The organism is Brachybacterium nesterenkovii (assembly GCF_900163655.1).
Lineage (GTDB): Bacteria > Actinomycetota > Actinomycetes > Actinomycetales > Dermabacteraceae > Brachybacterium > Brachybacterium nesterenkovii.
On the sequence record NZ_FWFG01000001.1, the window covers coordinates 19,104 to 39,496 of the forward strand.

The 20,393-nt window shown below is 70.0% G+C and carries 22 protein-coding genes, 1 tRNA gene and 1 pseudogene; 14 read left to right on the plus strand and 10 right to left on the minus strand.

Going from position 1 to position 20,393, the window contains the following annotated elements:
* Positions 1 to 40 precede the first annotated feature (40 nt).
* The 4 genes from FM110_RS00110 (at position 41) to nrdE (ending at position 4,961) form a co-directional block, all read left to right on the plus strand.
* Positions 41 to 1,504 (plus strand): Gfo/Idh/MocA family oxidoreductase, encoded by a 1,464-nt coding sequence (locus FM110_RS00110; protein ID WP_087101492.1) that lies wholly within the window; start codon positions 41 to 43, stop codon positions 1,502 to 1,504.
* Between the two features lie 451 nt (positions 1,505 to 1,955).
* Positions 1,956 to 2,213: a glutaredoxin-like protein NrdH gene (gene nrdH, locus FM110_RS00115; RefSeq protein ID WP_159457925.1), complete on the plus strand. Its 258-nt coding sequence runs from the start codon at positions 1,956 to 1,958 to the stop codon at positions 2,211 to 2,213.
* A gap of 211 nt (positions 2,214 to 2,424) precedes the next feature.
* On the plus strand, positions 2,425 to 2,823 hold the full coding sequence (gene nrdI / locus FM110_RS00120) for a class Ib ribonucleoside-diphosphate reductase assembly flavoprotein NrdI (protein WP_087101494.1): 399 nt from the start codon (positions 2,425 to 2,427) through the stop codon (positions 2,821 to 2,823).
* Between the two features lie 5 nt (positions 2,824 to 2,828).
* The gene (nrdE, locus tag FM110_RS00125) at positions 2,829 to 4,961 is read left to right on the plus strand and encodes a class 1b ribonucleoside-diphosphate reductase subunit alpha (RefSeq protein ID WP_087101496.1); all 2,133 of its coding nucleotides are present in this window, start codon (positions 2,829 to 2,831) and stop codon (positions 4,959 to 4,961) included.
* A gap of 106 nt (positions 4,962 to 5,067) precedes the next feature.
* Here nrdE and FM110_RS00130 read toward each other — a convergent pair whose 3' ends face one another.
* The 4 genes from FM110_RS00130 to FM110_RS13995 form a co-directional block, all read right to left on the minus strand.
* Positions 5,068 to 5,568 carry a nitrous oxide-stimulated promoter family protein gene (locus tag FM110_RS00130; RefSeq protein ID WP_087101498.1) on the minus strand — a complete coding sequence of 167 codons (501 nt, stop codon included), beginning with the start codon at positions 5,566 to 5,568 and terminating at the stop codon, positions 5,068 to 5,070.
* A gap of 68 nt (positions 5,569 to 5,636) precedes the next feature.
* Positions 5,637 to 6,296 (minus strand): aminotransferase class IV, encoded by a 660-nt coding sequence (locus tag FM110_RS13985; protein WP_159457926.1) that lies wholly within the window; start codon positions 6,294 to 6,296, stop codon positions 5,637 to 5,639.
* Complete coding sequence (locus FM110_RS13990; RefSeq protein ID WP_159457927.1) at positions 6,293 to 7,009, minus strand: anthranilate synthase component I family protein; 717 nt, start codon at positions 7,007 to 7,009, stop codon at positions 6,293 to 6,295. Before FM110_RS13990 ends, FM110_RS13985 begins: the two co-directional genes overlap by 4 nt.
* Complete coding sequence (locus tag FM110_RS13995) at positions 7,006 to 7,164, minus strand: hypothetical protein (RefSeq protein ID WP_159457928.1); 159 nt, start codon at positions 7,162 to 7,164, stop codon at positions 7,006 to 7,008. Before FM110_RS13995 ends, FM110_RS13990 begins: the two co-directional genes overlap by 4 nt.
* A 289-nt stretch (positions 7,165 to 7,453) precedes the next feature.
* Between FM110_RS13995 and FM110_RS00140 the strand changes: the two genes are divergently transcribed.
* The 3 genes from FM110_RS00140 to FM110_RS00150 all read left to right on the plus strand — a co-directional run bounded on the left by FM110_RS00140 (position 7,454) and on the right by FM110_RS00150 (position 11,747).
* Positions 7,454 to 8,857 carry a GntP family permease gene (locus FM110_RS00140; RefSeq protein ID WP_087101500.1) on the plus strand — a complete coding sequence of 468 codons (1,404 nt, stop codon included), beginning with the start codon at positions 7,454 to 7,456 and terminating at the stop codon, positions 8,855 to 8,857.
* 233 nt (positions 8,858 to 9,090) lie between these two features.
* Complete coding sequence (locus tag FM110_RS00145; RefSeq protein ID WP_268802177.1) at positions 9,091 to 10,983, plus strand: ribonucleoside triphosphate reductase; 1,893 nt, start codon at positions 9,091 to 9,093, stop codon at positions 10,981 to 10,983.
* 2 nt (positions 10,984 to 10,985) lie between these two features.
* Positions 10,986 to 11,747 (plus strand): anaerobic ribonucleoside-triphosphate reductase activating protein, encoded by a 762-nt coding sequence (locus FM110_RS00150; RefSeq protein WP_087101504.1) that lies wholly within the window; start codon positions 10,986 to 10,988, stop codon positions 11,745 to 11,747.
* Positions 11,748 to 11,765: 18 nt separating this feature from the next.
* Here the strand turns inward: FM110_RS00150 and FM110_RS00155 are convergent, their stop codons facing one another.
* The 3 genes from FM110_RS00155 to FM110_RS00165 all read right to left on the minus strand — a co-directional run bounded on the left by FM110_RS00155 (position 11,766) and on the right by FM110_RS00165 (position 13,391).
* On the minus strand, positions 11,766 to 12,218 hold the full coding sequence (locus FM110_RS00155) for a hypothetical protein (RefSeq protein WP_143276181.1): 453 nt from the start codon (positions 12,216 to 12,218) through the stop codon (positions 11,766 to 11,768).
* 4 nt (positions 12,219 to 12,222) lie between these two features.
* Positions 12,223 to 12,699 (minus strand): hypothetical protein, encoded by a 477-nt coding sequence (locus FM110_RS00160; protein ID WP_143276182.1) that lies wholly within the window; start codon positions 12,697 to 12,699, stop codon positions 12,223 to 12,225.
* 65 nt (positions 12,700 to 12,764) lie between these two features.
* Complete coding sequence (locus FM110_RS00165; RefSeq protein ID WP_087101509.1) at positions 12,765 to 13,391, minus strand: hypothetical protein; 627 nt, start codon at positions 13,389 to 13,391, stop codon at positions 12,765 to 12,767.
* Between the two features lie 174 nt (positions 13,392 to 13,565).
* Between FM110_RS00165 and nrdF the strand changes: the two genes are divergently transcribed.
* Both nrdF and FM110_RS00175 read left to right on the plus strand, forming a co-directional pair.
* Positions 13,566 to 14,537 carry a class 1b ribonucleoside-diphosphate reductase subunit beta gene (gene nrdF, locus FM110_RS00170; RefSeq protein WP_087101511.1) on the plus strand — a complete coding sequence of 324 codons (972 nt, stop codon included), beginning with the start codon at positions 13,566 to 13,568 and terminating at the stop codon, positions 14,535 to 14,537.
* 237 nt (positions 14,538 to 14,774) lie between these two features.
* Positions 14,775 to 15,065, plus strand: coding sequence for a GlsB/YeaQ/YmgE family stress response membrane protein (locus FM110_RS00175; RefSeq protein ID WP_087101512.1), 291 nt, complete (start codon positions 14,775 to 14,777; stop codon positions 15,063 to 15,065).
* Between the two features lie 106 nt (positions 15,066 to 15,171).
* Here the strand turns inward: FM110_RS00175 and FM110_RS00180 are convergent, their stop codons facing one another.
* Entirely contained in the window at positions 15,172 to 15,819 is a 648-nt protein-coding gene (locus tag FM110_RS00180) for an IMPACT family protein (RefSeq protein WP_087101514.1), read from the minus strand.
* Between the two features lie 166 nt (positions 15,820 to 15,985).
* Between FM110_RS00180 and FM110_RS00185 the strand changes: the two genes are divergently transcribed.
* From FM110_RS00185 to FM110_RS00200, 5 genes are all read left to right on the plus strand, one after another.
* A complete protein-coding gene (locus tag FM110_RS00185) occupies positions 15,986 to 16,498 on the plus strand; it encodes a hypothetical protein (protein WP_087101516.1) in 513 nt (170 codons plus the stop codon).
* Positions 16,499 to 16,904: 406 nt separating this feature from the next.
* Positions 16,905 to 17,126 (plus strand): MFS transporter, encoded by a 222-nt coding sequence (locus FM110_RS14000; RefSeq protein ID WP_159457929.1) that lies wholly within the window; start codon positions 16,905 to 16,907, stop codon positions 17,124 to 17,126.
* 26 nt (positions 17,127 to 17,152) lie between these two features.
* Complete coding sequence (locus tag FM110_RS14005; protein ID WP_234991792.1) at positions 17,153 to 18,061, plus strand: MFS transporter; 909 nt, start codon at positions 17,153 to 17,155, stop codon at positions 18,059 to 18,061.
* A gap of 19 nt (positions 18,062 to 18,080) precedes the next feature.
* Complete coding sequence (locus FM110_RS00195; RefSeq protein WP_087101519.1) at positions 18,081 to 18,743, plus strand: TetR/AcrR family transcriptional regulator; 663 nt, start codon at positions 18,081 to 18,083, stop codon at positions 18,741 to 18,743.
* Positions 18,744 to 18,765: 22 nt separating this feature from the next.
* Positions 18,766 to 18,841 (plus strand) — tRNA-Lys (locus FM110_RS00200).
* 688 nt (positions 18,842 to 19,529) lie between these two features.
* Here FM110_RS00200 and FM110_RS00205 read toward each other — a convergent pair.
* Positions 19,530 to 19,757: pseudogene (locus FM110_RS00205) on the minus strand (integrase core domain-containing protein); the annotation flags it as partial.
* 95 nt (positions 19,758 to 19,852) lie between these two features.
* Positions 19,853 to 20,393 (minus strand): transposase (locus FM110_RS00210; RefSeq protein WP_200810127.1); only part of this gene is annotated, 541 nt, incomplete at its 5' end.

The following is a 20,393-nucleotide window of genomic DNA, read 5'->3' on the forward strand; positions in this document are numbered from 1 at the left end:
GAGCCCGCGCGCATCGCCGTCCCGTCTGGAGGAGAATCCCATGCCCACCCCCGTGAAGATCGCCGTCGTGGGCGCCGGGACGATGGCCCAGGCCGTCCACCTGCCCGTCCTGCGCCGCCGCTGGGACCGCTTCGCGATCGCCGCTCTCGTCGACATCTCCGAGCGCCGCCGCCGCGAGGCCTCCGACGTGTGGGGCGTCCCCGCCGAGCGCCGCTTCGAGACCGTCGCCGACCTCGTCGCCGCCGTCCGCGCGCGCACCCTGGAGATCGACGCCGTCGTGCTGTCGACCGACGGCCTGCACGTCGAGGACGTGCTGGCGATCATCCGGCGCGGCATCCCCGTGCTCGTGGAGCCTCCGCTGGGCTTCTCCGCCGAGGAGATCGCCCGCGTGGCCGACTTCGAGCGGATGACCGGCCGCCGCCTGGTGATGATGGCCTACCCGCAGGCGCACGAGGCGCTCGCGACCGGCCTGCCCGGGCGCCTGCCCCGGCGGGATCTGCGGATGCTCGAGCACGAGGTGCTCATGCCGGCGGCCCAGCCGCTGTTCGGCGCCGCGCACGTGACCGTCTCCGCCTACGACCTGCCGGGCGACCTGCGCACGCAGCGCCGCGAGGCCCTGCAGGCCGCCGTCGAGGCGGGCAGCGGCACCGGCGCGCTGCAGCGCGACCGCGACCTGTACGTCAAGGGGATCCTGACGGGCATCGCCCACCAGATCGCCCTGCTGGAGGATCTGTACGGGCCCCTCGACCGGATCGAGGCGGTGCGGCAGTGGCCCGCCGGGGTGATCCCGGGCTCGATCGAGGTCACGGGACGGCTCGAGGGCGATGCCCCCGTGCGCCTGTCCTGGCACTACCTGCCCTTCGCGCCCGAGCACGTCGAGACGATCACCCTGACCTCGGCGCGGCGCCGCTTCGTGCTGGACCTGCCCGCCCCGTCGTTCCACGACCGCCGGGCCGTCCTTTCGCTGCGCGAGCGCGACGCGGGGGCCGTGCAGGAGACGCGCGTCGAGGGCGCGACGGGCTCCGCGGAGGCCATGTGGGAGGACTTCCATGCGGTCGTCACTGGCAAGGGCGAGATCCGTCTCGGGGCGGCGGAGGAGCTGCGGCGCATCGCGCTGCTGCGCGACTTGCTCGCGCGCATCGTCGCTCAGGACGGGCGCGACATCGATCCTGCACCGGAGCCGGAGCCGGAGCCGGAGACCCAGCCCGTGCCGGAGACCCAGCCCGCGCCGGAGCCGGAGCCTGCCCCGGCAGCAGGCGTGGGCGCGGCGCCGATCGCGGCAGCGGAGTCCGGGGCCGAGCCGTCGGCGGGGGAGACGGCCCCCGCAGTCGCACCCGCGGACGATCCTGCTCCCTCCGCCGAATCCGCCCCGGACGCGCCTGCGGAGACCCCCGCCGGGGAGGCCGATGCCTGGAGCGCCGCCGTGCCGCCCGCCGAGCGTCCGACCGTCGATGCCGCTCGCCCCGCCGATCCCCACGACGCCGACAGCGCCGAGCGCGCCTGAGCGCCCGCGCCCGATCCCGCCGAGCGCGACACGCCGACGACACGCCGGATCCGCGGAGGGATCCGAGCGATTCCGCGAGGCCCGCGGAGCCCTTTCCGTCCACCGCGGAGGGGAGCTCCGCGGGCCTTTCCACACCGTCGTCCACCGCGGTGACGTGCGCGGGGGCACGGGCCTTGGCGGCCGTCCTCAGCCGTCCACAACGTCCCCACACGCGATGTGGACAACAACGGTGTAGTTCAGCACATCTAGTGGTGGCCCATCCCGTCGGCCACTAGGTGTAGTGTCTGTGGGGCCGGGTCAGCCGATGGATGCCCGTGACGATCAGGCGGTCCCCTTGAGGGGCGCCGCACGGACCGGGCACTCCTCCACGGCCCCCGCCCACGACCCCGTCGGACGTTCCTCCGGGCCGCACTGCGCGCCCGGGCACCCTCGTGAAAGGCATGCCCTCCCCATGGACATCACCGTGTACTCGAAGCCCCTGTGCGTCCAGTGCGATGCCACCAAGCGCGCTCTGAACAAGGCGGGCGTCGCGTACGACGTCGTCGACGTCACGGAGGACGCGGAGGCCCTCGCGAAGGTCAAGGCGCTGGGCTACATGCAGGCGCCCGTCGTCATCACCGGTGACGACCACTGGGCGGGCTTCCGCCCCGACAAGATCAAGGCCCTCGTCGCGGCCGGTGCGGGCGCCGCCGCACGCCGCGCCGTCTGAGACCCCGCGGCGACAGGCTCTGCGGCCCGAGCCCTGCGGCCAAGGCTCTGCGGCCTGACCCCTGCGGCTCGAGGACTCGCAGCCTGCGGCTCGAGGACTCGCAGCCTGCGGCCGCGCTCGCCGGCCCCGTCCCGCACGCCGGGCGGGGCCGGCGCCCCGGCGTCCGGCATCGGGCGCCGACCATCGGTGGATCGAACCAGGAGGCAGCGACGTGGGAACCCTCGTCTACTTCTCCTCGGCGTCCGGGAACACGCAGCGCTTCGTCGAGAAGCTCGAGCTGCCGGCCCAGCGGATCCCCCTCCGGCGCACGGAGGAGCCCCTCGTCATGGACGAGGAGTTCGTGCTCGTGGTCCCCACCTACGGCGGGGGCAACGAGGGCGGGGCCGTCCCCAAGCAGGTCGTCCGATTCCTGAACGACGAGCGCAACCGCTCTCGCATCCGCGGCGTCATCAGCGCCGGGAACACCAACTTCGGCGAGGCCTACTGCATCGCGGGCGACATCGTCGCCGCGAAGTGCCGCGTCCCCCACATGTACAGGTTCGAACTGCTCGGCACCCCGCGTGACGTGCAGAAGGTCAAGAACGGATTGGAAGAGTTTTGGCGACACTGACGGAGATGCCCGGCCACGAGCACGGCAAGAAGCTCGACTACCACGCGCTCAACGCGATGCTGAACCTCTACGGGCCCGACGGGAAGATCCAGTTCGACAAGGATCGTCTCGCCGCCCGCGAGTACTTCCTCCAGCACGTCAATCAGAACACCGTCTTCTTCCACACGCTCAAGGAGAAGCTCGACTACCTCGTCGAGAACGAGTACTACGAGGCCGAGGTCCTCGACAAGTACGACTTCGCGTTCATCAAGGGGCTGTTCAAGCGCGCCTACGCCAAGAAGTTCCGCTTCCCGACCTTCCTGGGCGCCTTCAAGTACTACACCTCGTACACGCTCAAGACGTTCGACGGAAAGCGCTACCTGGAGCGCTTCGAGGACCGCGTGTGCTCCGTGGCCCTCACCCTCGCCGACGGCGACACGACGCTCGCCGAGCAGATCGTCGACGAGGTCCTCGACGGGCGCTTCCAGCCGGCGACCCCCACCTTCCTCAACGCCGGCAAGAAGCAGCGCGGAGAGCTCGTCTCGTGCTTCCTGCTGCGCATCGAGGACAACATGGAGTCCATCGGCCGCTCCATCAACTCCGCCCTGCAGCTGTCCAAGCGCGGCGGCGGCGTGGCCCTGCTGCTCTCGAACCTGCGCGAGTACGGCGCCCCGATCAAGCAGATCGAGAACCAGTCCAGCGGCGTCATCCCCGTCATGAAGCTGCTCGAGGACTCCTTCTCCTACGCCAACCAGCTCGGGGCCCGACAGGGCGCCGGCGCGGTGTACCTCCACGCCCACCACCCGGACATCCTGCGCTTCCTCGACACCAAGCGCGAGAACGCCGACGAGAAGATCCGCATCAAGACCCTCTCGCTGGGCGTCGTGATCCCCGACATCACCTTCGAGCTGGCCCGCAACAACGAGCCGATGTACCTGTTCTCCCCGTACGACGTGGAGCGCGTGTACGGCAAGCCGTTCGCGGACATCGACGTCTCGGAGAAGTACCACGAGATGGTCGACGACTCCCGGATCGCGAAGAAGAAGATCCGCGCCCGCGAGTTCTTCCAGACGCTCGCGGAGATCCAGTTCGAGTCCGGCTACCCGTACATCATGTTCGAGGACACCGTGAACCGGGCCAACCCGATCCCGGGCAAGGTCACCCACTCGAACCTGTGCTCGGAGATCCTGCAGATCGCCACCCCCAGCGAGATGAACGTGGACCTCTCCTACGCGCAGATGGGCCGCGACATCTCCTGCAACCTCGGCTCGCTGAACATCGCCAAGGCGATGGACTCGCCCGACTTCTCTCGCACCATCGAGACGTCGATCCGCGCGCTCACGAGCGTCTCGGACCACTCCGACATCGAGTCCGTGCCCACGATCGCCGAGGGCAACCGCAAGTCCCACGCGATCGGCCTGGGGCAGATGAACCTCCACGGCTACCTCGCCCGCGAGCGCGTGCACTACGGCTCCGAGGAGGGCCTGGACTTCACGAACATGTACTTCTACGCGGTCGCGTACGAGGCCATCCGCGCCTCGATGACGATCGCCAAGGAGCGCGGCGAGACCTTCGCCGACTTCCGGGAGTCCAAGTACGGCACCGGCGAGTACTTCGACAAGTACATCGACGAGGTCTGGGAGCCGCGGACCGAGCGCGTGCGCGAGCTGTTCGCCGCCTCCACCGTCCACCTGCCCACGCAGGAGGACTGGAAGCAGCTGCGCGCGGACGTCATGGAGCACGGCATGTACAACGCCTACCTCCAGGCCGTGCCGCCCACCGGCTCCATCTCCTACATCAACAACTCGACGAGCTCGATCCACCCGATCGTCTCCAAGATCGAGATCCGCAAGGAGGGGAAGATCGGGCGCGTCTACTACCCGGCCCCCTACATGACCAACGACAACCTCGAGTTCTACGAGGACGCGTACGAGATCGGCTACGAGAAGATCATCGACACCTACGCCGAGGCCACCAAGCACGTGGACCAGGGCCTGTCGCTGACGCTGTTCTTCCCGGACACCGCGACCACGCGCGACGTCAACAAGGCGCAGATCCACGCCTGGCGCAAGGGCATCAAGACCCTGTACTACATCCGCCTGCGCCAGATGGCGATCGAGGGCACCGAGGTCGAGGGCTGCGTCAGCTGCATGCTGTGACGCGCGCCTGAGGCCCCCACGAGGGGCCGTGAGCCGCCGACGGGGCGGGCATCCGAGAAGGGTGCGCCCGCCCCGTCGCGCATCCGGCCGGGCCGCGCCCGAGAGATTAGGCGCGGCGAAGGGCGGTGTCCAGGCGGCGGCCCAGTGCGCGCACCCGGATTCCGACGCTGCCGGCGAAGTGCCGTGCGCCCTCGCGGGCGAAGCCGCGGGTGAGGGAGCGGCGGCCCGAGTAGCGCATCATCGTGCGGTTCCACTGCCGCTCGGAGTCCTTGAAGCAGTGCACGGGGCAGTGCGCGCAGAACGGCTTGGGATCCAGGGTGCAGAACACGCGGCGCGCCTCGCCGTACTCCAGATGCTGCGAGCAGTCCTGGCACAGCACCGGCACGCGGCGACCGTAGACGTCGGCGTCGACGGCGGGGGAGCGGTGGGGCTCACGAGCCAGATCCCTGTGCCTGCCGCCGCAGTAGACGCCGACGAACAGGCCGAGAATGCGCAGATCCGCGCGCACCCGCGCATCCTCGATGCGCCGCCGATAGCGCGGGCTGGGCGCGCGGCAGGCCGCCGTCCCGCGTGACGGCTGCGAGGGCGCGGTCGGGGAGTCGGGCATGCGACCACCCTACCTCGGGAGATGACGGAATCGGCGAATGCGTCAGATGCGCGCCTGCGACGCCGCGATCAGCTCAGCGTCGCGGGCCTGCGCCCCCGGGCCGAGCTCACGAGCTCGATCGCCGCGGCACGACGGAGGTCGGCCACGCTGAGCGAGCGCTCGAGGACGCCGTCGTGCTCGATCGCAAGGCGCCGACCGACGCCCGCCAGCAGCCCGTCCGCGAGCGGCGGCGTCACCCAGGCGCCGTCGAGCAGGACCAGCAGGTTCGCGACGGTGGTCTCCGCGACGTGGCCGTCAGCGTTCACGAGCACGACATCGTCCGCCCCGCGGTGCCGCGCCCGCGCCGCCTCCAGGTGGGCGCGGTCGGACGTCTTGTGCCGCACGCGCGGATCGGCCGGGTCGATCGGCACGCCGCCGGAGGCGGGATCGTCGATCGCCAGACGCACGGGGCCGCCCCTCTCGGTGAGCGGCCGCGGCTCGGGCAGCGCCTCCCCGTCGGAGCGCACACGGATGCGCAGCAGGGTCGGAGAGGGGAGGGCGTCTGCGAGGGCGTGCACCTCGCGCCGGATCGCCCGAGCATCCACGGGCCGCGACAGCTCACGGGCCGACCGCATGAGGCGCTCGAGGTGCAGATCGAAGTGCTGAGCGCAGCCGCCGCGCACGGCCAGGGTCTCCAGCAGGTCGACGGAGGGCGTGAGCACCCGCCCGCGCATCGCGCGCGACGTCATGGGGCGCTCTCCGTCAGCGCCTCGAGCACCCGCGACTTCACCCGCACCTCCTCGAGCTCCGCCGCGGCATCGGAGTCCCAGGTGATGCCGCCGCCCACGCCGTAGACCGCGCTGCCGTCGGCGTGATCGACCACCGGGGTGCGGATCGCCACCGAGAAGCTCGCGTCCATCTCCTCGCCCGGTGCGAGCACGCCGATCGCCCCGCAGTACACATCGCGCGGCGAGTCCTCGAGGGCAGCGATCACCTGCATCGTCGACAGCTTCGGCGCCCCCGTGATCGACCCGCAGGGGAACAGGGCCCCGAGCATGCCCGCGAGCGTGAGGTCGGAGCGCGGCGTGCATGAGATCGTCGACGTCACCTGATGCACCGTTGGATACGACTCGCACTCCAGCAGGCGCTCCACGCGCACGGAGCCGTCCACGCACACCCGCGACAGGTCGTTGCGCAGGAGGTCGACGATCATCACGTTCTCCGCCCGTTCCTTCGGACTCGCCAGCAGGGCCGCGCGCAGGCGGGCGTCCTCGGCGGGGTCCGTCGAGCGCGGTGCGGTGCCCTTCATCGGGGTCGTCGTCAGGACGCCGTCGCGCCAGGTCACGAAGCGCTCGGGGCTCGCCGACAGGATCGTGCGGTCCCCGGCGTCGATAAAGGCGCTGCATGTGCCCCGCTGGGCCGCGACCAGCGCGCGCTGCGCGGCGAGCAGGTCGCCCGTCACCAGGCCCCGCTGCGCGCCGCGGCCTCTGCGGCGGCGAGAGCGTCCGGCACCTCATCGGGGGAGCGCGCCAGGATCACGGCCCGGGCGCGCGGGAACGTCAGGGAGCGCCCCGTCGTGCCGTCGTCCAGGCGGGCGACGGGCCGTGACTGCGCCATGGGGCTCCTCGGAGTGCGGAATAGGGGATGCGCCGCCCGCCGGGACTGTGCGCCCGACGGGGCTATGCGACCGACGGGACTGTGCGCCCGACGGGACTGTGCGCCCGACGGGGCTATGCGTTCGACGGGCCTGGGCCTCCGACGGGCCCGGCGACCAGGGTCTGCAGAATAGGCGACCGGCGCCGCGCCGTGACCGGTCCGGGGGCATATCGGCGCAACCGTACCGATATCTGCTTGGATGGGCCGTCGCCGCATCGCCGCGGCGCATCCTCATCCCCGAAGGATCTCGATGGAAGATCTCGTCCTGAACTGGGACCTCGGCACGGGCGGGCTGCTCCTGCTCGCCGTCGCCGCCGTCGCAGTCCTCCTCGTCCTCATCATGGCGCTGAAGGTGCATGCCTTCCTGGCCCTCATGATCACGTCGCTCGGCACCGCGCTGGCCGCGGGCATCCCGCCGGACCGCCTCGTCGAGGCCCTCGGCTTCGGCTTCAACCCCACGCTCGGCAACGTCATGCTGCTGGTCGCGCTCGGTGCCATGCTCGGTCGCATGATCGAGGCGTCCGGCGGTGCCGAGGTGCTCGCCACGCGCATGATCGCTGCGTTCGGCGAGAAGCGCGCCGGCATCGGCCTGTCGGTTGCGAGCCTGCTCATGGGCTTCCCGATCTTCTTCGACGCGGGCCTGGTCGTGATGCTGCCGATGATCTACGCGGTCGCCCGCCGCACCGGTGCGTCGTTCCTGTCCATCGCCTTCCCGAGCGCGATCGCGTTCTCGGCGATGCACATCTTCTCCCCGCCGCACCCCGGGCCGGTCGCCGCCTCGGCCACCGTGGGCGCCGACGTGGGCCTGACCCTCGTCACCGGCCTCGTCTTCGCCGTCATCATCTGGGCCGTCGTCGCCCCGCTCGCCGGCCGCATCTACGGCGAGCACATCCGCGTGCCCGTCCCCACGATCATGGGCGACGAGCGCGAGGAGACCGGTTTCGAGTCCAGTCCCAAGGTGTCCACGATCGTCGCGATGCTGCTGCTGCCGCTCGTGCTGATCCTCATGAACACCGGTCTGAACATGCTGGCCGCCACCAAGGATGACCCCGATGCCTTCAAGGCCACGCCGTGGGTCGCGATCCTGCGCGCCCTCGGGGAGACGCCCATCGCCCTGCTCATCACGGTGCTCGTGTCGATGCTCGTGCTCGGCTGGGGTGCGGGCAAGCCCGGCACCCTGGTCGAGAAGCTCGCGGACTCGGCGCTCGGCCCCATCTGCTCGGTCGTGCTCGTCACCGGCGCCGGCGGCATGTTCGGTGGGGTGCTGCGCGCGACGGGCATCGGCGACGCCGTCGCCGAGTCTCTCGCCGATGTGGGCCTGCCCGTCATCGTCGCGGCCTTCCTCATCGCGCAGATCGTGCGCCTCGCGCAGGGCTCGGCGACCGTGGCGCTCACGACGGCCGCCTCGCTCATGGCGGGCGTGGTCTCCGCGGGCGACTACAACGCGATGCAGGTGGTCGCCCTCGTCATGGCGATGTCGGCCGGATCCGTCGGCTTCTCCCACGTCAACGACTCGGGCTTCTGGCTGGTGAGCCGGTTCTTCGGGCTGTCGATGAAGCAGACGCTGGCCTCGTGGACGCTGATCCAGGGAGCGATGGCCGTCCTCGGCTTCCTCCTGTCGCTCGTCCTGTGGGCGGTGGCCTCGGCGTTCTGATCCCCTTCGAGCACGGCGTCGCGCCGTGCCGCTCGCGAGCCCCTCGCGCCCCGTCCGGGTGCAAGGGGCTCTGTGCATCGAGCGGCAGGGGGAGGGGGTTGCGCACGCGACCTCGCTCTCGGGACCAACGTCCCGGACACTCCGTCAGAAAACCACAACATCTTGTGTGTTCGGCGTGTCGCGGACACCAGATGTAGTGGTGTCGGGCGGTCGTCGTCCTACGGTGGTGTCCGTTGCGCGGGGCGTGCCCGCGAAGAACCAGGAGAGAGCACAACATGTCCCGCACCCTCGTCGATCCCGTCGCCACCGTCTCCGAGTACGTCTCGCGCGCGGACTGGCGCGTCAACGCCAACGCCAATCAGGGCTACTCCGTCGGCGGCCTGGTCCTCAACGCCGCGGGCAAGATGATCGCCAACTACTGGCTCGACGAGGTGTTCAGCGACGAGGCCGGGCGCGCGCACCGCGAGGGCGACATCCATATCCACGACCTCGACATGCTCTCGGGCTACTGCGCCGGCTGGTCGCTGCGCCAGCTGCTCGAGGAGGGCTTCAACGGCGTCCCCGGCGCGATCGCCGCCGGACCCGCCCAGCACTTCTCCTCCGCCTGCGGGCAGATCGTGAACTTCCTGGGCACGCTGCAGAACGAGTGGGCCGGCGCGCAGGCCTTCAGCTCCTTCGACACCTACATGGCGCCGTTCGTGCGCCTGAACTCCCTCACCTACGACCAGGTGCTGCAGAGCATGCAGGAGCTCATCCACAACCTCAACGTCCCCAGCCGCTGGGGCAGCCAGTGCCCCTTCACCAACCTCACCTTCGACTGGACCTGCCCGGCGGACCTCGCGGTGCAGCACCCGCTCATCGGCGGCGAGCTGTGCGACTTCACCTACGGCGACCTCGCCGCGGAGATGGAGATGATCAACCGCGCCTACATCGAGGTGATGACCGCGGGCGACGCCGACGGGCGCGTGTTCACCTTCCCGATCCCCACCTACAACATCACCGCCGACTTCGACTGGGACAGCCCCAACGCCGAGCGCCTGTTCGCGATGACCGCCAAGTACGGCCTGCCCTACTTCCAGAACTTCATCAACTCCGACCTCGACCCCGGGATGATCCGCTCCATGTGCTGCCGCCTGCAGCTGGACATGCGCGAGCTGCTCAAGCGCGGCAACGGTTTGTTCGGCTCGGCCGAGCTCACCGGCTCGATCGGCGTGGTGACCGTCAACATGGCGCGCCTGGGGTATCGGTTCGCCGGGGACGAGGACGCGCTCGTGGCCGAGCTCGACCGGTATCTCGAGCTCGGGGCCGAGATCCTCGAGCAGCGCCGCGCCACCGTCCAGGGCCTCATCGACGGCGGGCTCTACCCCTACACCAAGCGCTACATGGGCACGCTCGACAACCACTTCTCCACGCTGGGCGTCAACGGGATGAACGAGATGCTCCGCAACGTCACGGGCGACCGTCTCACGCTCATGGATGCCGAGGGCCGCGAGATGTGCGAGGGGATCCTCGACCACGTGCGCGAGAAGATGGTCGAGTTCCAGGAGCGCACCGGCCACATGTTCAACCTCGAGGCCACGCCCGCCGAGGGCGCCACCTACCGCTTCGCCAAGGAGGACCGCTCCCGCTTCCCGGGGATCCTGCAGGCCGGCACCGAGCACAACCCGTACTACACGAACTCCTCGCAGCTGCCCGTCGGCGCGACCGAGGACCCCTTCGAGGCCCTCGAGCTGCAGGACGAACTGCAGGCCAAGTACACCGGCGGCACCGTGCTGCACCTGTACATGAACGAGCAGATGAGCTCGGCGCACGCCTGCCGCGAACTGGTGCGCCGCGCCCTGTCGACCTTCCGCCTGCCCTACCTCACGGTCACGCCCACGTTCTCGATCTGCCCGACCCACGGCTACCTCGCGGGCGAGCACTTCGCGTGCACCACCTGCGGGGAGGCCTGCGAGGTCTGGACCCGCGTGATGGGGTACCACCGTCCCGTCTCCTCGTTCAACATCGGCAAGAAGGGCGAGTACCTCGAGCGCCGCTTCTTCACCGAGGACGCGGCCGATGAGCGCGTCGGCGGCCTCATCGACGGCCCCGACGTCCCGGTGCGCCTGCAGGGCGCGCCCGCGTGACGATGCCCGTCGCCTGCGGGGCCGATGTCGGGGCTGGCCTCGGCATCGGCGCCGCAGATCTGCAGATCGCGGGGCTCGTGCCGCTGTCGACCGTCGACTGGCCCGGCCGCCTGGTCGCGACGCTGTTCTGCCAGGGCTGCCCGTGGCGCTGCGGCTACTGCCACAACACCGCGATCCTCGACCCCCGCACGCCCGGCGAGGTCCCGTGGGAGCGGGTCGAGGCCCTCCTGGCACGCCGTCGCGGACTCCTGGACGGCGTCGTCCTCAGCGGGGGAGAGGCGACGATGCAGCACGCCGTCCTCCCCGCCGCCCGGCGCGTCCGGGAGCTGGGTTTCGCCGTGGGCCTGCACACCGGGGGAGCCTTCCCCGAGCGCCTGCGGGCCCTGCTGGACGAGGGACTGCTGGACTGGGTCGGCTTCGACGTCAAGGCCTCGGCCCCCGGGTACGACGCGATCGTCGGGCGCGGGCATGCCTGGGAGAATGCGGAGCGCTCGCTGCGCCTGCTGCTCGATGCCGGCATCGACCACGAGCTGCGGATGACCGTCACCCCCGCGCTCATCGAGCAGATCCCCGCCGTGCTCGAGATGCTCGGCGCGGCCGGCGCCTCCGCGCTCGTGCTGCAGCGCGCCCGCCCCGACGGGGCCCCCGCGGCCTTCGCCGCGCAGCTGGACGCCGTCGCGGACTGGCCGGCCCGCTTCGATGCCGCGGTCGAGGCGGCTCGGGCGGCGGGCCGGCGGCTCGGGGTCGAGGTCTCCTCGCGCTGAGGGGCGCCGTGGGCGCCGCTACAGGCCGAAGCGCTCGCGCAGGTCGTCCGTGGTGACGGTCGCGCCGCCTCCCGCCGCCACCGCCTCCGCGGTCGTGAGCGCGAGCGAGGGATCCGCGGTGCTCCGCGCCTCGACGCGCACGTCGGCGACCGGGGCATCGTCCATCGCGATCCAGCGCGCCGTGATCGCCTCGAGCACCTCGGAGAACGCCGCGGCGACCTCCTCGCGACCGGTCCCGGTGACGGTCAGGACACCGCCGATCACGGTGCCCACCTGCCCGCTGTCCTGCACCTGGACCCGGCCCTTTACGTAGCCGGCGCAGCCGTCGGCGGCCGCCTGGAGCTCGGCCTGCACGGCCTCGGTGTCGATCCGCTGACGGCGGGGGGCGCAGCCCGCGAGCCAGGCGATCAGCCCGCCCATGAGCGCCTCCCGTCGTCCGATGACCCACCGCGATCGCGGCGCAGCGTCCATGCTCTCAGTTCTCACGGTGGACCTGGGAGGTGTACTGCGTGACGGCGCTCGGGTCCGAGGTGAGGAACGGTGCCAGGGAGGGGTTCGAGCTCCACTGCGAGATCTGGGAGGCCGGGTCCTGCAGCTGCTGCTGCTGCACGCTGCTCTGATAGGCGCTGCCGTCGTGGGCGCCGCTGATGTCGAACGGGTCGCCCGGCGGCGGGAGCGTCGCGGTGGTGGTGTTCCCGGAGCCGATGTTGAGGTTGGCGGCGACCTCCCCGAGATTCGCCACGGGAGTGATGAAGGGGAGGGTCGGGCGCGGCGCCGCGTAGGCGCCCTCGAGATCGATCAGCGGCACCGCGTCGTTGGCGTGCTGGATGTTGAGCTGGCGGACGCTCGGATCCGCGCTGTAGTTGTCGACGGGGGAGCCGTAGGTCACGACGTTCGTGACGTTGTACTGCGCCATGAACTCCGGGTTCGAGATGGGGCTCTCGGCGATCATCCCGCCCTGCGAGTGCCCGCTCAGCATGATCGGCGTGCCCGGGGGACGATCTGGGACTCGAACAGCTACCGGATCGCGTCTTGCGTCGCCTCGGAGCCGGCCGACCAGCCGTTGGGGCCTGCCTGCGCGGCGTTCCCGGTGAGGTCCATCGGGTTGTCGCCCGCGAGCGGCCCGGTGCTCGGAGGCGGGGGAGAGCCTGCCGCGGCGGAGTCCGCCAGGGCGGGCACGAACGCCGGATGCTGGGGCACCAGCGCCTCGACGGTCGCGCTGATCCACTCGAGGGTCGTGAGCCCGAGGAGGACGGCGCTCGAGCGGCGGCCCAGGCGCATGCTGTCGTCGTCCGAGGACACCTCGCGCACCTGGTCGAGGACCACCACCAGCTCACCGGCCACGAGGAGGTCCGAGGTCCAGGCGCGGTCCCGGTCGACGCATACGAGGCGCACGCTCACGGGGCTCGCGAGGGCCGCGGACAGCGCCGCGCGCCAGTGGGGCTCGATGTCGCCGTCGACGAGCAGGCCCGTCCGCTCGAGCTCGGCGATGTTGCGGGGATCGGGCACGTCGGCGGCCGGGGAGTCGGCAGGGGACAGGCGATGACGCAGGTCCTGCCAGGTGCCCTCGGAGATGCGGACGAGGCGGGAGGGGCCGGGGAGCGCGGCGATGCGCGGCGCGGAGTCCAGGGCGGGTGGGGACATGGGTCTCCTCGGCGAGATCGGGCTTCTGCGGCGAGGCTAGATCGGTTCCGCCGCGGGGGCCATGGGGAGCACTGCCCATGCGCCCGTCCCCCGGGTGCGGGGCCCAGGGCGCTCAGATCCCTCCTGGCTAGACTGGCCGGGCGACCCACCCCCGAGCAGGAACACGAGGCAGCGGTGAATTCCGACCACCTGAAGCACACGGTCCAGGCCATTAACTGGAACCGCGTCACCGACCCCAAGGACGATGAGGTCTGGGATCGTCTGACCGGGAACTTCTGGCTCCCCGAGAAGGTGCCGGTGTCCAACGACATCCCCTCCTGGGGCCGCCTGAACGAGCTCGAGCAGACGCTGACCATGCGCGTGTTCACGGGCCTGACGCTGCTGGACACCGTGCAGGGCACCGTCGGTGCCGTCTCGCTGATCCCCGACGCGATCACCCCGCACGAGGAGGCCGTGTACACCAACATCGCCTTCATGGAGTCGGTGCACGCGAAGTCGTACTCGTCGATCTTCTCGACGCTCTGCTCGACCAAGCAGATCGACGAAGCCTTCCGCTGGAGCGAGCACAACGGGCCGCTACAGAAGAAGGCGCAGATCATCATGAGCTACTACCAGGGCGATGACCCGGAGAAGCGCAAAGTGGCCTCGACGCTACTCGAGTCCTTCCTGTTCTACTCGGGCTTCTACCTGCCGATGTACTGGTCCAGCCACGGCGAGCTGACCAACACCGCCGACGTGATCCGCCTGATCATCCGCGACGAGGCCGTGCACGGCTACTACATCGGCTACAAGTTCCAGAAGGCGATGGAAAAGGCCTCCCCGGAGCGCCGCGCCGAGATGCGCGACTACACGTTCTCCCTCCTCGAGGACCTGTACGACAACGAGGAGGAGTACACGGAGGATCTGTACGACCCGGTGGGCTGGACCGAGGACGTCAAGATGTTCCTGCGCTACAACGCCAACAAGGCGCTCATGAACCTCGGGTACGACGCGCTCTACCCGCCGGAGCTCACCGATGTGAATCCGGCGATCCTCGCCTCGCTCTCCCCGAATGCCGATGAGAACCACGACTTCTTCTCGGGCTCGGGATCGAGCTATGTGATGGGCAAGGCCGTCGAGACCGAGGACGACGACTGGGACTTCTGATCCGGCCGCAGAGGTTTCCCGCAGCACGGTTTCCCCGGCATGGTTTCCGTCCTCGCCCAGCGCCCGTTCCGCCGCCATGGAGGGGCGGGCGCCGCGCTTCCCAGGCCGATCCGGCAGGTGAGGGGCATGTCTCGACCACCCGGTCAGCTCTATTGGTGCTCATAAGCGCTGTGGTAGGAAGCTATGCGACGGACTGATTCCAGTCCCCTTCCCCCCTTCAGCAAGGAGTGATCGACAATGGGCATCCTCTGGGCCATCATTTCCTGGATCATCATCGGCGCCATCATCGGGCTCGTGGCCCGTGCCCTCATGCCGGGCAAGCAGGCCATGGGCCTCGGCTCGACCATCATCCTCGGCATCATCGGCGCGATCGTCGGCGGCTTCCTCGGCGGCCTCTTCGGCGGCGCCGGGATCTCCGGCATCATGTCCAACCCGTGGAGCATCGGCACGATCGTGCTCGCCGTCATCGGTGCCATCATCGTCATGGTCGTCTACGGCCTCGTCGCGGGCCGCTCGAACCGCGCCTGACACGTCGTCTCCGCGGCCTCGTGCCGCGTGAGCATCGAAGCGCCGTCTCCCCGCAGGGGAGGCGGCGCTTCCGCGTTCCCGCAGTCGGTTCCCGCAGTCCGTCCGGTCAGAGCGCCACGTCGACCGTGCGCGTGCCGTGGGCGGTCACGTCGAGGGCCCCGGCGCTCGCCGCCGCGAGCTCGGCCAGCACCGCATCGAGCTCCTCGGGCGGGACGAGACCCGTCAGCTCGACGCCGCTGCCGCCGTAGACGGGGGCCTCGACCGTCCCGCCGTGGGCGGCGAGCACCTGGCGCAGTACGTGCTCGGACGCGCCCGCCTCAGCGTGCCCGGCCCGCGCGATGAGCACGGCCATCGCGGTGCGTCGCAGCAGGCGGGCCTCGGCGATCGCCGCGGTGACCGCATCGCCGTAGGCGCGGGCCAAACCGCCGGTTCCCAGCTTGATGCCGCCGAAGTGGCGGGTGACGACGGCGACGACGTCCACCAGATGCGACCCCTGCAGGGCGATCAGCATCGGCATGCCCGCGGTCCCGGCCGGCTCCCCGTCGTCGTTGCTGCGGGTGATGGGGGCAGGGCCCGACTCGATGACCATCGCGCTGCAGTGGTGGCGTGCCGACGGAGCGGCGCGGCGGGCCGCGTGGATCACCGCGTCCGCCGCGGCGACGCCCGCGACCGGTTCGAGACGGGCCAGGAAGCGCGACTTCTTCTCCACCAGCTCCGCGTCGGCGGGGGCGGCGAGGACCAGGCGCTCCGTCATGCCGGGAGTCTACGGAGGCGGAGAGGGCGACGAGCCCTCGGGGCAGGCACCAGCGCCGACGGCGCATCGTAGAGTGTGACCGGCGGCACGGACGATCGTAGCCGGGCCCGACGATGAGGGGGAGACGATGACGGCGAGGACCACGGCCAGCGCACCGGGGGCGGGTATGTGCAGATGGGGGAAGATCCTCGCGATCCTGGGTGCGGTGATCCTCCTGCTGAGCATCGTCGCGGGGACGATCCTCGCCTGGATGAGCTTCCAGGGCGCGATGGGGACAGCCGAGGACTCGACGCCGTTCACGGGGTCGACGACGCTGCAGCTCTCGGCGGGCGATGAGATCCAGCTGTACGCGCGCGAGGGCGCGATGACGAGCAGCTGCGATGTGAGCCCGTCCGACCAGGTGGGCCCCGGGCCCTCGCAGACCAGCACGATCTCCCAGGACGGCAGCAGCTGGACGTCCTTCGACGGCTTCACGGCCACGGCCGACGGCGAGTACATCGTCACGTGCGCCGGCACCTCCGAGGTGCTCGCCGCGCCCCCGATCTCCGTGGGCGGGATGCTCGGCGGCATCGGCGGGATCTTCCTCGGCGTCGGCGGCGGGATGCTCGGCGCGCTGCTCCTGCTCGTCGGCATCGTGCTGTTGATCGTGGGGCGCGGGAAGGCGAAACAGGGGGCCTGAGCCGCGCGCATAGGGTGCGCGGCAGGGCGAGCGAGACGTGCATGACGGCCGCGGCGTCAGCGGGACAGATCCGCTGGCGCCGCGGACTTCGGCGGGTCGGGGCGCTGACCTGGGCGTTCGGATCTGCTCGCCGAGACCTCTTGCGCTAAATAGTGGCGGCATACGATTATTGCCCCACGGCGACCGGCGCCGAGCACTGACGAAGGAGTCAGACGATGAGCTCGACCACCCCGTTCCCTGCCCCTGCCCCCGCTCCTGATCCCACGATCAGCGCGGAGGGGGGAGTCCGAACATCCTGGGGCCCAAGCTCCCCATCCCCTACCTGGGCCAGCGGCCCGAGGCTCCGCGGCCGTGGTGATTCATCGCCGCCCTGTGCCTCGGCGAGCTCGGCGTCTTCGTGGTCCTCATGGGCCCGGCGACCGTCTCGATCGCCTTCAAGGTCCAGGCCCTCACGAGCGACCCCGCGCAGCAGACCGCCATGCTGGGCACGATCATGCCCTTCGGCGCCCTCGCGGCGCTGATCTTCAACGCGCTCGGCGGCCGCATCTCGGACCGCACCACCTCTGGCTACGGGCGCCGCCGCCCCTGGCTGGTCATCGGGATCCTCGGCATCGCGCCTCGATCCTGATCCTCGCGCTGGGCACCTCCACGTGGATCCTCGCGCTCGGCTGGTTCTTCGCCCAGGGCTTCGGCAACTTCGCTCTCGCTGCGCTCGTCGCCTCCGTCTCCGATCAGCTGCCCGAGACGCAGTACGGCAAGACCTCCGGCCTCATCGGCGTCGCCCAGAACGTCGCGGTCATGCTTGCCACCTGGATGTCCGCGTGGTTCATGCACTCGATGTTCCTGCTGTTCATGGTCCCCGCCGTGCTGGGCCTCGTGCTCGTGCTGGTCTACGCGCTCACGATCCCCGAGCCCGTGCTCAAGGAGAACCGCTACCCGTTCAACTTCCGGGAGTTCATCACCTCCTTCTGGACCAACCCGATCCGCTTCCCGGACTTCGGGCTCGCCTGGTGGGGCCGCTTCCTCATCATCTTCGCGTCATTCCTCTTCATGACGTTCCGACCGATGTACATGACTCGTCACCTCGGCCTCAGCGGGGACGAGGGCGCCTACGCCATCGCCATCGGCGTGACCATCTACACGGTCACCGTGATGATCGCGGGCATCGCCGCCGGCTGGATCTCGGACCTCCTGCACCGCCGCAAGGTGATCGTCGCGCTGTCGAGCGTGCTCTTCGCGATCGCGACCTACCTGCTCGCCCACGCCGCCACCGTCAAGCACTTCTACATGATCGAGGCCCTCATGGGACTCGCGATCGGCATGTACTTCGCCGTCGACATGGCCCTCGTGGTCGAGGTCCTGCCCGACCGCCTGAACTCCGGCAAGGACCTGGGCGTGTTCAACATCGCCAACGCCCTGCCGCAGTCGCTGTCGCCCGCCGTCGGCGCCTGGCTGCTGGGGACGCTCGGCGACAACACGGACTTCACGCCGCTGCTCGTGGTCGCCGCCGTCTCCGCCCTGGTCGGAGCCGCGATCACTATGCTCATCAGATCCGTCCGCTGAGCATCGGGAGAGCAGAACCGTGACCGAGACCGACCGCGCACCGCGACCCACCGCCCGCCCCGGGCGTCGCGGGCGCGGTCGGCCCCGCGGTGCCAGCTCCGCGGCCACCCGCCGCCAGGTGCTCGACGCCGCGACCGAGGTGATCGGCACCAACGGGTACGGCGCCATGTCGATGGCCGCCGTCGCCCAGGCCGCCGGGATCTCGCCCTCGGGTCTGGCGCACTACTTCTCCAGCCGCGAGGAGCTGCTCGCGGCCGTCCTCGAGCGCCGCGACGAGCTCGACCACAGCTCCCCGGAGATGCACGCCGCCGCGCAGCCGGGGCAGCCGTTCGCGTGCCTGCGCCCGATGGTGGAGCTGGCCCGCGCCAATATGGAGCGCGAGCAGATGGTGCGCGTGTTCGTCGCCGTGACCGGGGAGGCCACCCACCCCGAGCATCCCGCGCACCCCTGGATGCGCCACCACTACATCGACCTGCGCGAGGAGGTCGAACGGCAGGTGCGCGAGGAGGTCGCGGCGGGGACCCTGCGCGAGGACACCCCCGTCGAGCGGATCGTCGCCGAGCTCTACGCGCTCATGGACGGCTACCAGATCCGCTGGCTGCTCGATGAGTCCTTCGACATGGCCCAGGCTCTCGCCGACCGCCTCGACGAGCTCGCGGAGCGCTGGGGCTCAGACGGCTAGACTGGCCCGGCCGCGAGGGCACGGGCCTCTAGCTCAGTCGGTAGAGCATCGGACTTTTAATCCGCGGGTCGTGGGTTCGATCCCCACGGGGCCCACCAGAAGGTCGTTGTTCAAACCGCCGACATCGGCGGTTTGAGGTCCAGATTCCGCCGTCCGCCCCTTGTAGTGGACGGCGCGGGTCTGGACTTCGGCGTTGAACAACGCGTTGAACGGTTCCCCTGGCTCGCCGATGACGCCGTCTTCGGGCAGGACGATGAGCCGGTCGAAGAAGGCTTGGTTAGCGATGCGCCGCAGTGAGTCGTCGATGCTCGTGTAGATGGCGTAGCAGTCACCAGCCAGCGCGGGGCAGTCGTCGATGTGGGCCTGGGCTTGCTCGTACTCGATGTCTCCGGCCTCGATCTGTGCTTCAAGGAACGCGAGGCGTCGGGCGATGCGTTCTTGCTCCTCGCCGAGTAGGTCCAGCGGGATCGCTCCCGCGTAGTGGGCCTCGAGCAGCTTCTTCCGTTCGCCCAGGAGTCCGTCGCGCTCCTGCTGGTAGCCCTGCCGTTCGTGGCGGGCCGTCGCGTGGAGACGGTCGAACTCAGCAGTGATGAGTTCGCGTAGCGCATTCACGATGTGTGGGGCGATCTGGATGCTGCGGTAGTAGTCCTCGACGGCAGCTTCGATGTCGGGCACGAACATGGCCTTGCGCTCGCAGCTGGTGCGCTTGGAGTGCCTGCCCGCCCAAAATGAAGTAGGGGTAGATCACCCCGCGGTGAACCGCCCTGGGTTTGATGGAGACTCGGGTCAGTGGGTTCCCATCAGGACGTGGGGGTCCTGGCGGGAAGCGTAGTAGACCTCCTCGAACTCGGCCGGGGGCAGGTTGCCGAGGTAGCTGTGGAGGCGTTCGGTGTTGTGCCAGTGGACCCAGGACAAGGTGGCGAGTTCGACGTCATCGACGCTCTTCCATGGCCCTTGCTCGGCGCGGGCGGGGCCGCGGATGAGTTCGGCCTTGTAGTAGCCGTTGACGGTCTTGTCGCGCGTATATGATGATTAACGGCATCCGTTTGGTTGGGTGCAACCCAACCGATTGCCTAGGGCCTGTCAATTTGTCTGTGTAAGCGGGGTGCTCATAGGTAGGGGGTGATCCGGTCGGGGTAGGCGGCGGCGAGTTGGGCGAGGGCTTGCTTCCAGTTCGTGACGACCTGGCCCTCGACGAGCCGGCCCTGGGCCTTCCGCTCGTTCGCGGGCTTGCCACGGTCTCGAGCTCGATCGGCGGCGCGCTTGTCCTCGATGTTGCAGATCGCGAGCCAGAGCAGCTTCACGGCCGCGTCCGTCGAGGGGAAGTGTCCGCGGTTCTTCGTGACCTTCCGCAGCTGGTAGTTCAACGACTCGATCGCGTTGGTCGTGTAGATGACCTTCCTCAGCATCGGCGGGAACTGGAGGAAAGGAACGAACCGATCCCACGAGTTCTTCCAGGTCATCACGGTCGAGGGATACTTCTGCCCCAGCTCGGAGGTCTCGAACTCGACCAGCGCTGCCCAAGCCGAGTCCTCGCTCGCGGCGGTGTAGATCGGCTTGAGCGCGGCGGCGACCTTCTTGCGGTCCTGGTAGGCCACGAACCGCGTCGCGGCCCGGATCAAGTGAACCACGCAGGTCTGGACCATCGAG

Excerpts from the sequence above, each read along its gene's own strand:
- FM110_RS00110 (WP_087101492.1), top strand. The coding sequence starts at position 41 with ATGCCCACCCCCGTGAAGATCGCCGTCGTGGGCGCCGGGACGATGGCC.
- FM110_RS00130 (WP_087101498.1), bottom strand. The coding sequence starts at position 5,568 with ATGCCCGACTCCCCGACCGCGCCCTCGCAGCCGTCACGCGGGACGGCG.
- FM110_RS00160 (WP_143276182.1), bottom strand. The coding sequence starts at position 12,699 with ATGATCGCCGAGAGCCCCATCTCGAACCCGGAGTTCATGGCGCAGTAC.
- FM110_RS00175 (WP_087101512.1), top strand. The coding sequence starts at position 14,775 with ATGGGCATCCTCTGGGCCATCATTTCCTGGATCATCATCGGCGCCATC.
- FM110_RS13985 (WP_159457926.1), bottom strand. The coding sequence starts at position 6,296 with ATGACGTCGCGCGCGATGCGCGGGCGGGTGCTCACGCCCTCCGTCGAC.
- FM110_RS00150 (WP_087101504.1), top strand. The coding sequence starts at position 10,986 with ATGCCCGTCGCCTGCGGGGCCGATGTCGGGGCTGGCCTCGGCATCGGC.
- FM110_RS00180 (WP_087101514.1), bottom strand. The coding sequence starts at position 15,819 with ATGACGGAGCGCCTGGTCCTCGCCGCCCCCGCCGACGCGGAGCTGGTG.
- FM110_RS13995 (WP_159457928.1), bottom strand. The coding sequence starts at position 7,164 with ATGGCGCAGTCACGGCCCGTCGCCCGCCTGGACGACGGCACGACGGGG.
- FM110_RS14000 (WP_159457929.1), top strand. The coding sequence starts at position 16,905 with ATGGGCCCGGCGACCGTCTCGATCGCCTTCAAGGTCCAGGCCCTCACG.
- FM110_RS00185 (WP_087101516.1), top strand. The coding sequence starts at position 15,986 with ATGTGCAGATGGGGGAAGATCCTCGCGATCCTGGGTGCGGTGATCCTC.
- FM110_RS00140 (WP_087101500.1), top strand. The coding sequence starts at position 7,454 with ATGGAAGATCTCGTCCTGAACTGGGACCTCGGCACGGGCGGGCTGCTC.
- nrdE (WP_087101496.1), top strand. The coding sequence starts at position 2,829 with ATGCCCGGCCACGAGCACGGCAAGAAGCTCGACTACCACGCGCTCAAC.
- FM110_RS00155 (WP_143276181.1), bottom strand. The coding sequence starts at position 12,218 with ATGGACGCTGCGCCGCGATCGCGGTGGGTCATCGGACGACGGGAGGCG.
- FM110_RS00165 (WP_087101509.1), bottom strand. The coding sequence starts at position 13,391 with ATGTCCCCACCCGCCCTGGACTCCGCGCCGCGCATCGCCGCGCTCCCC.
- nrdH (WP_159457925.1), top strand. The coding sequence starts at position 1,956 with ATGGACATCACCGTGTACTCGAAGCCCCTGTGCGTCCAGTGCGATGCC.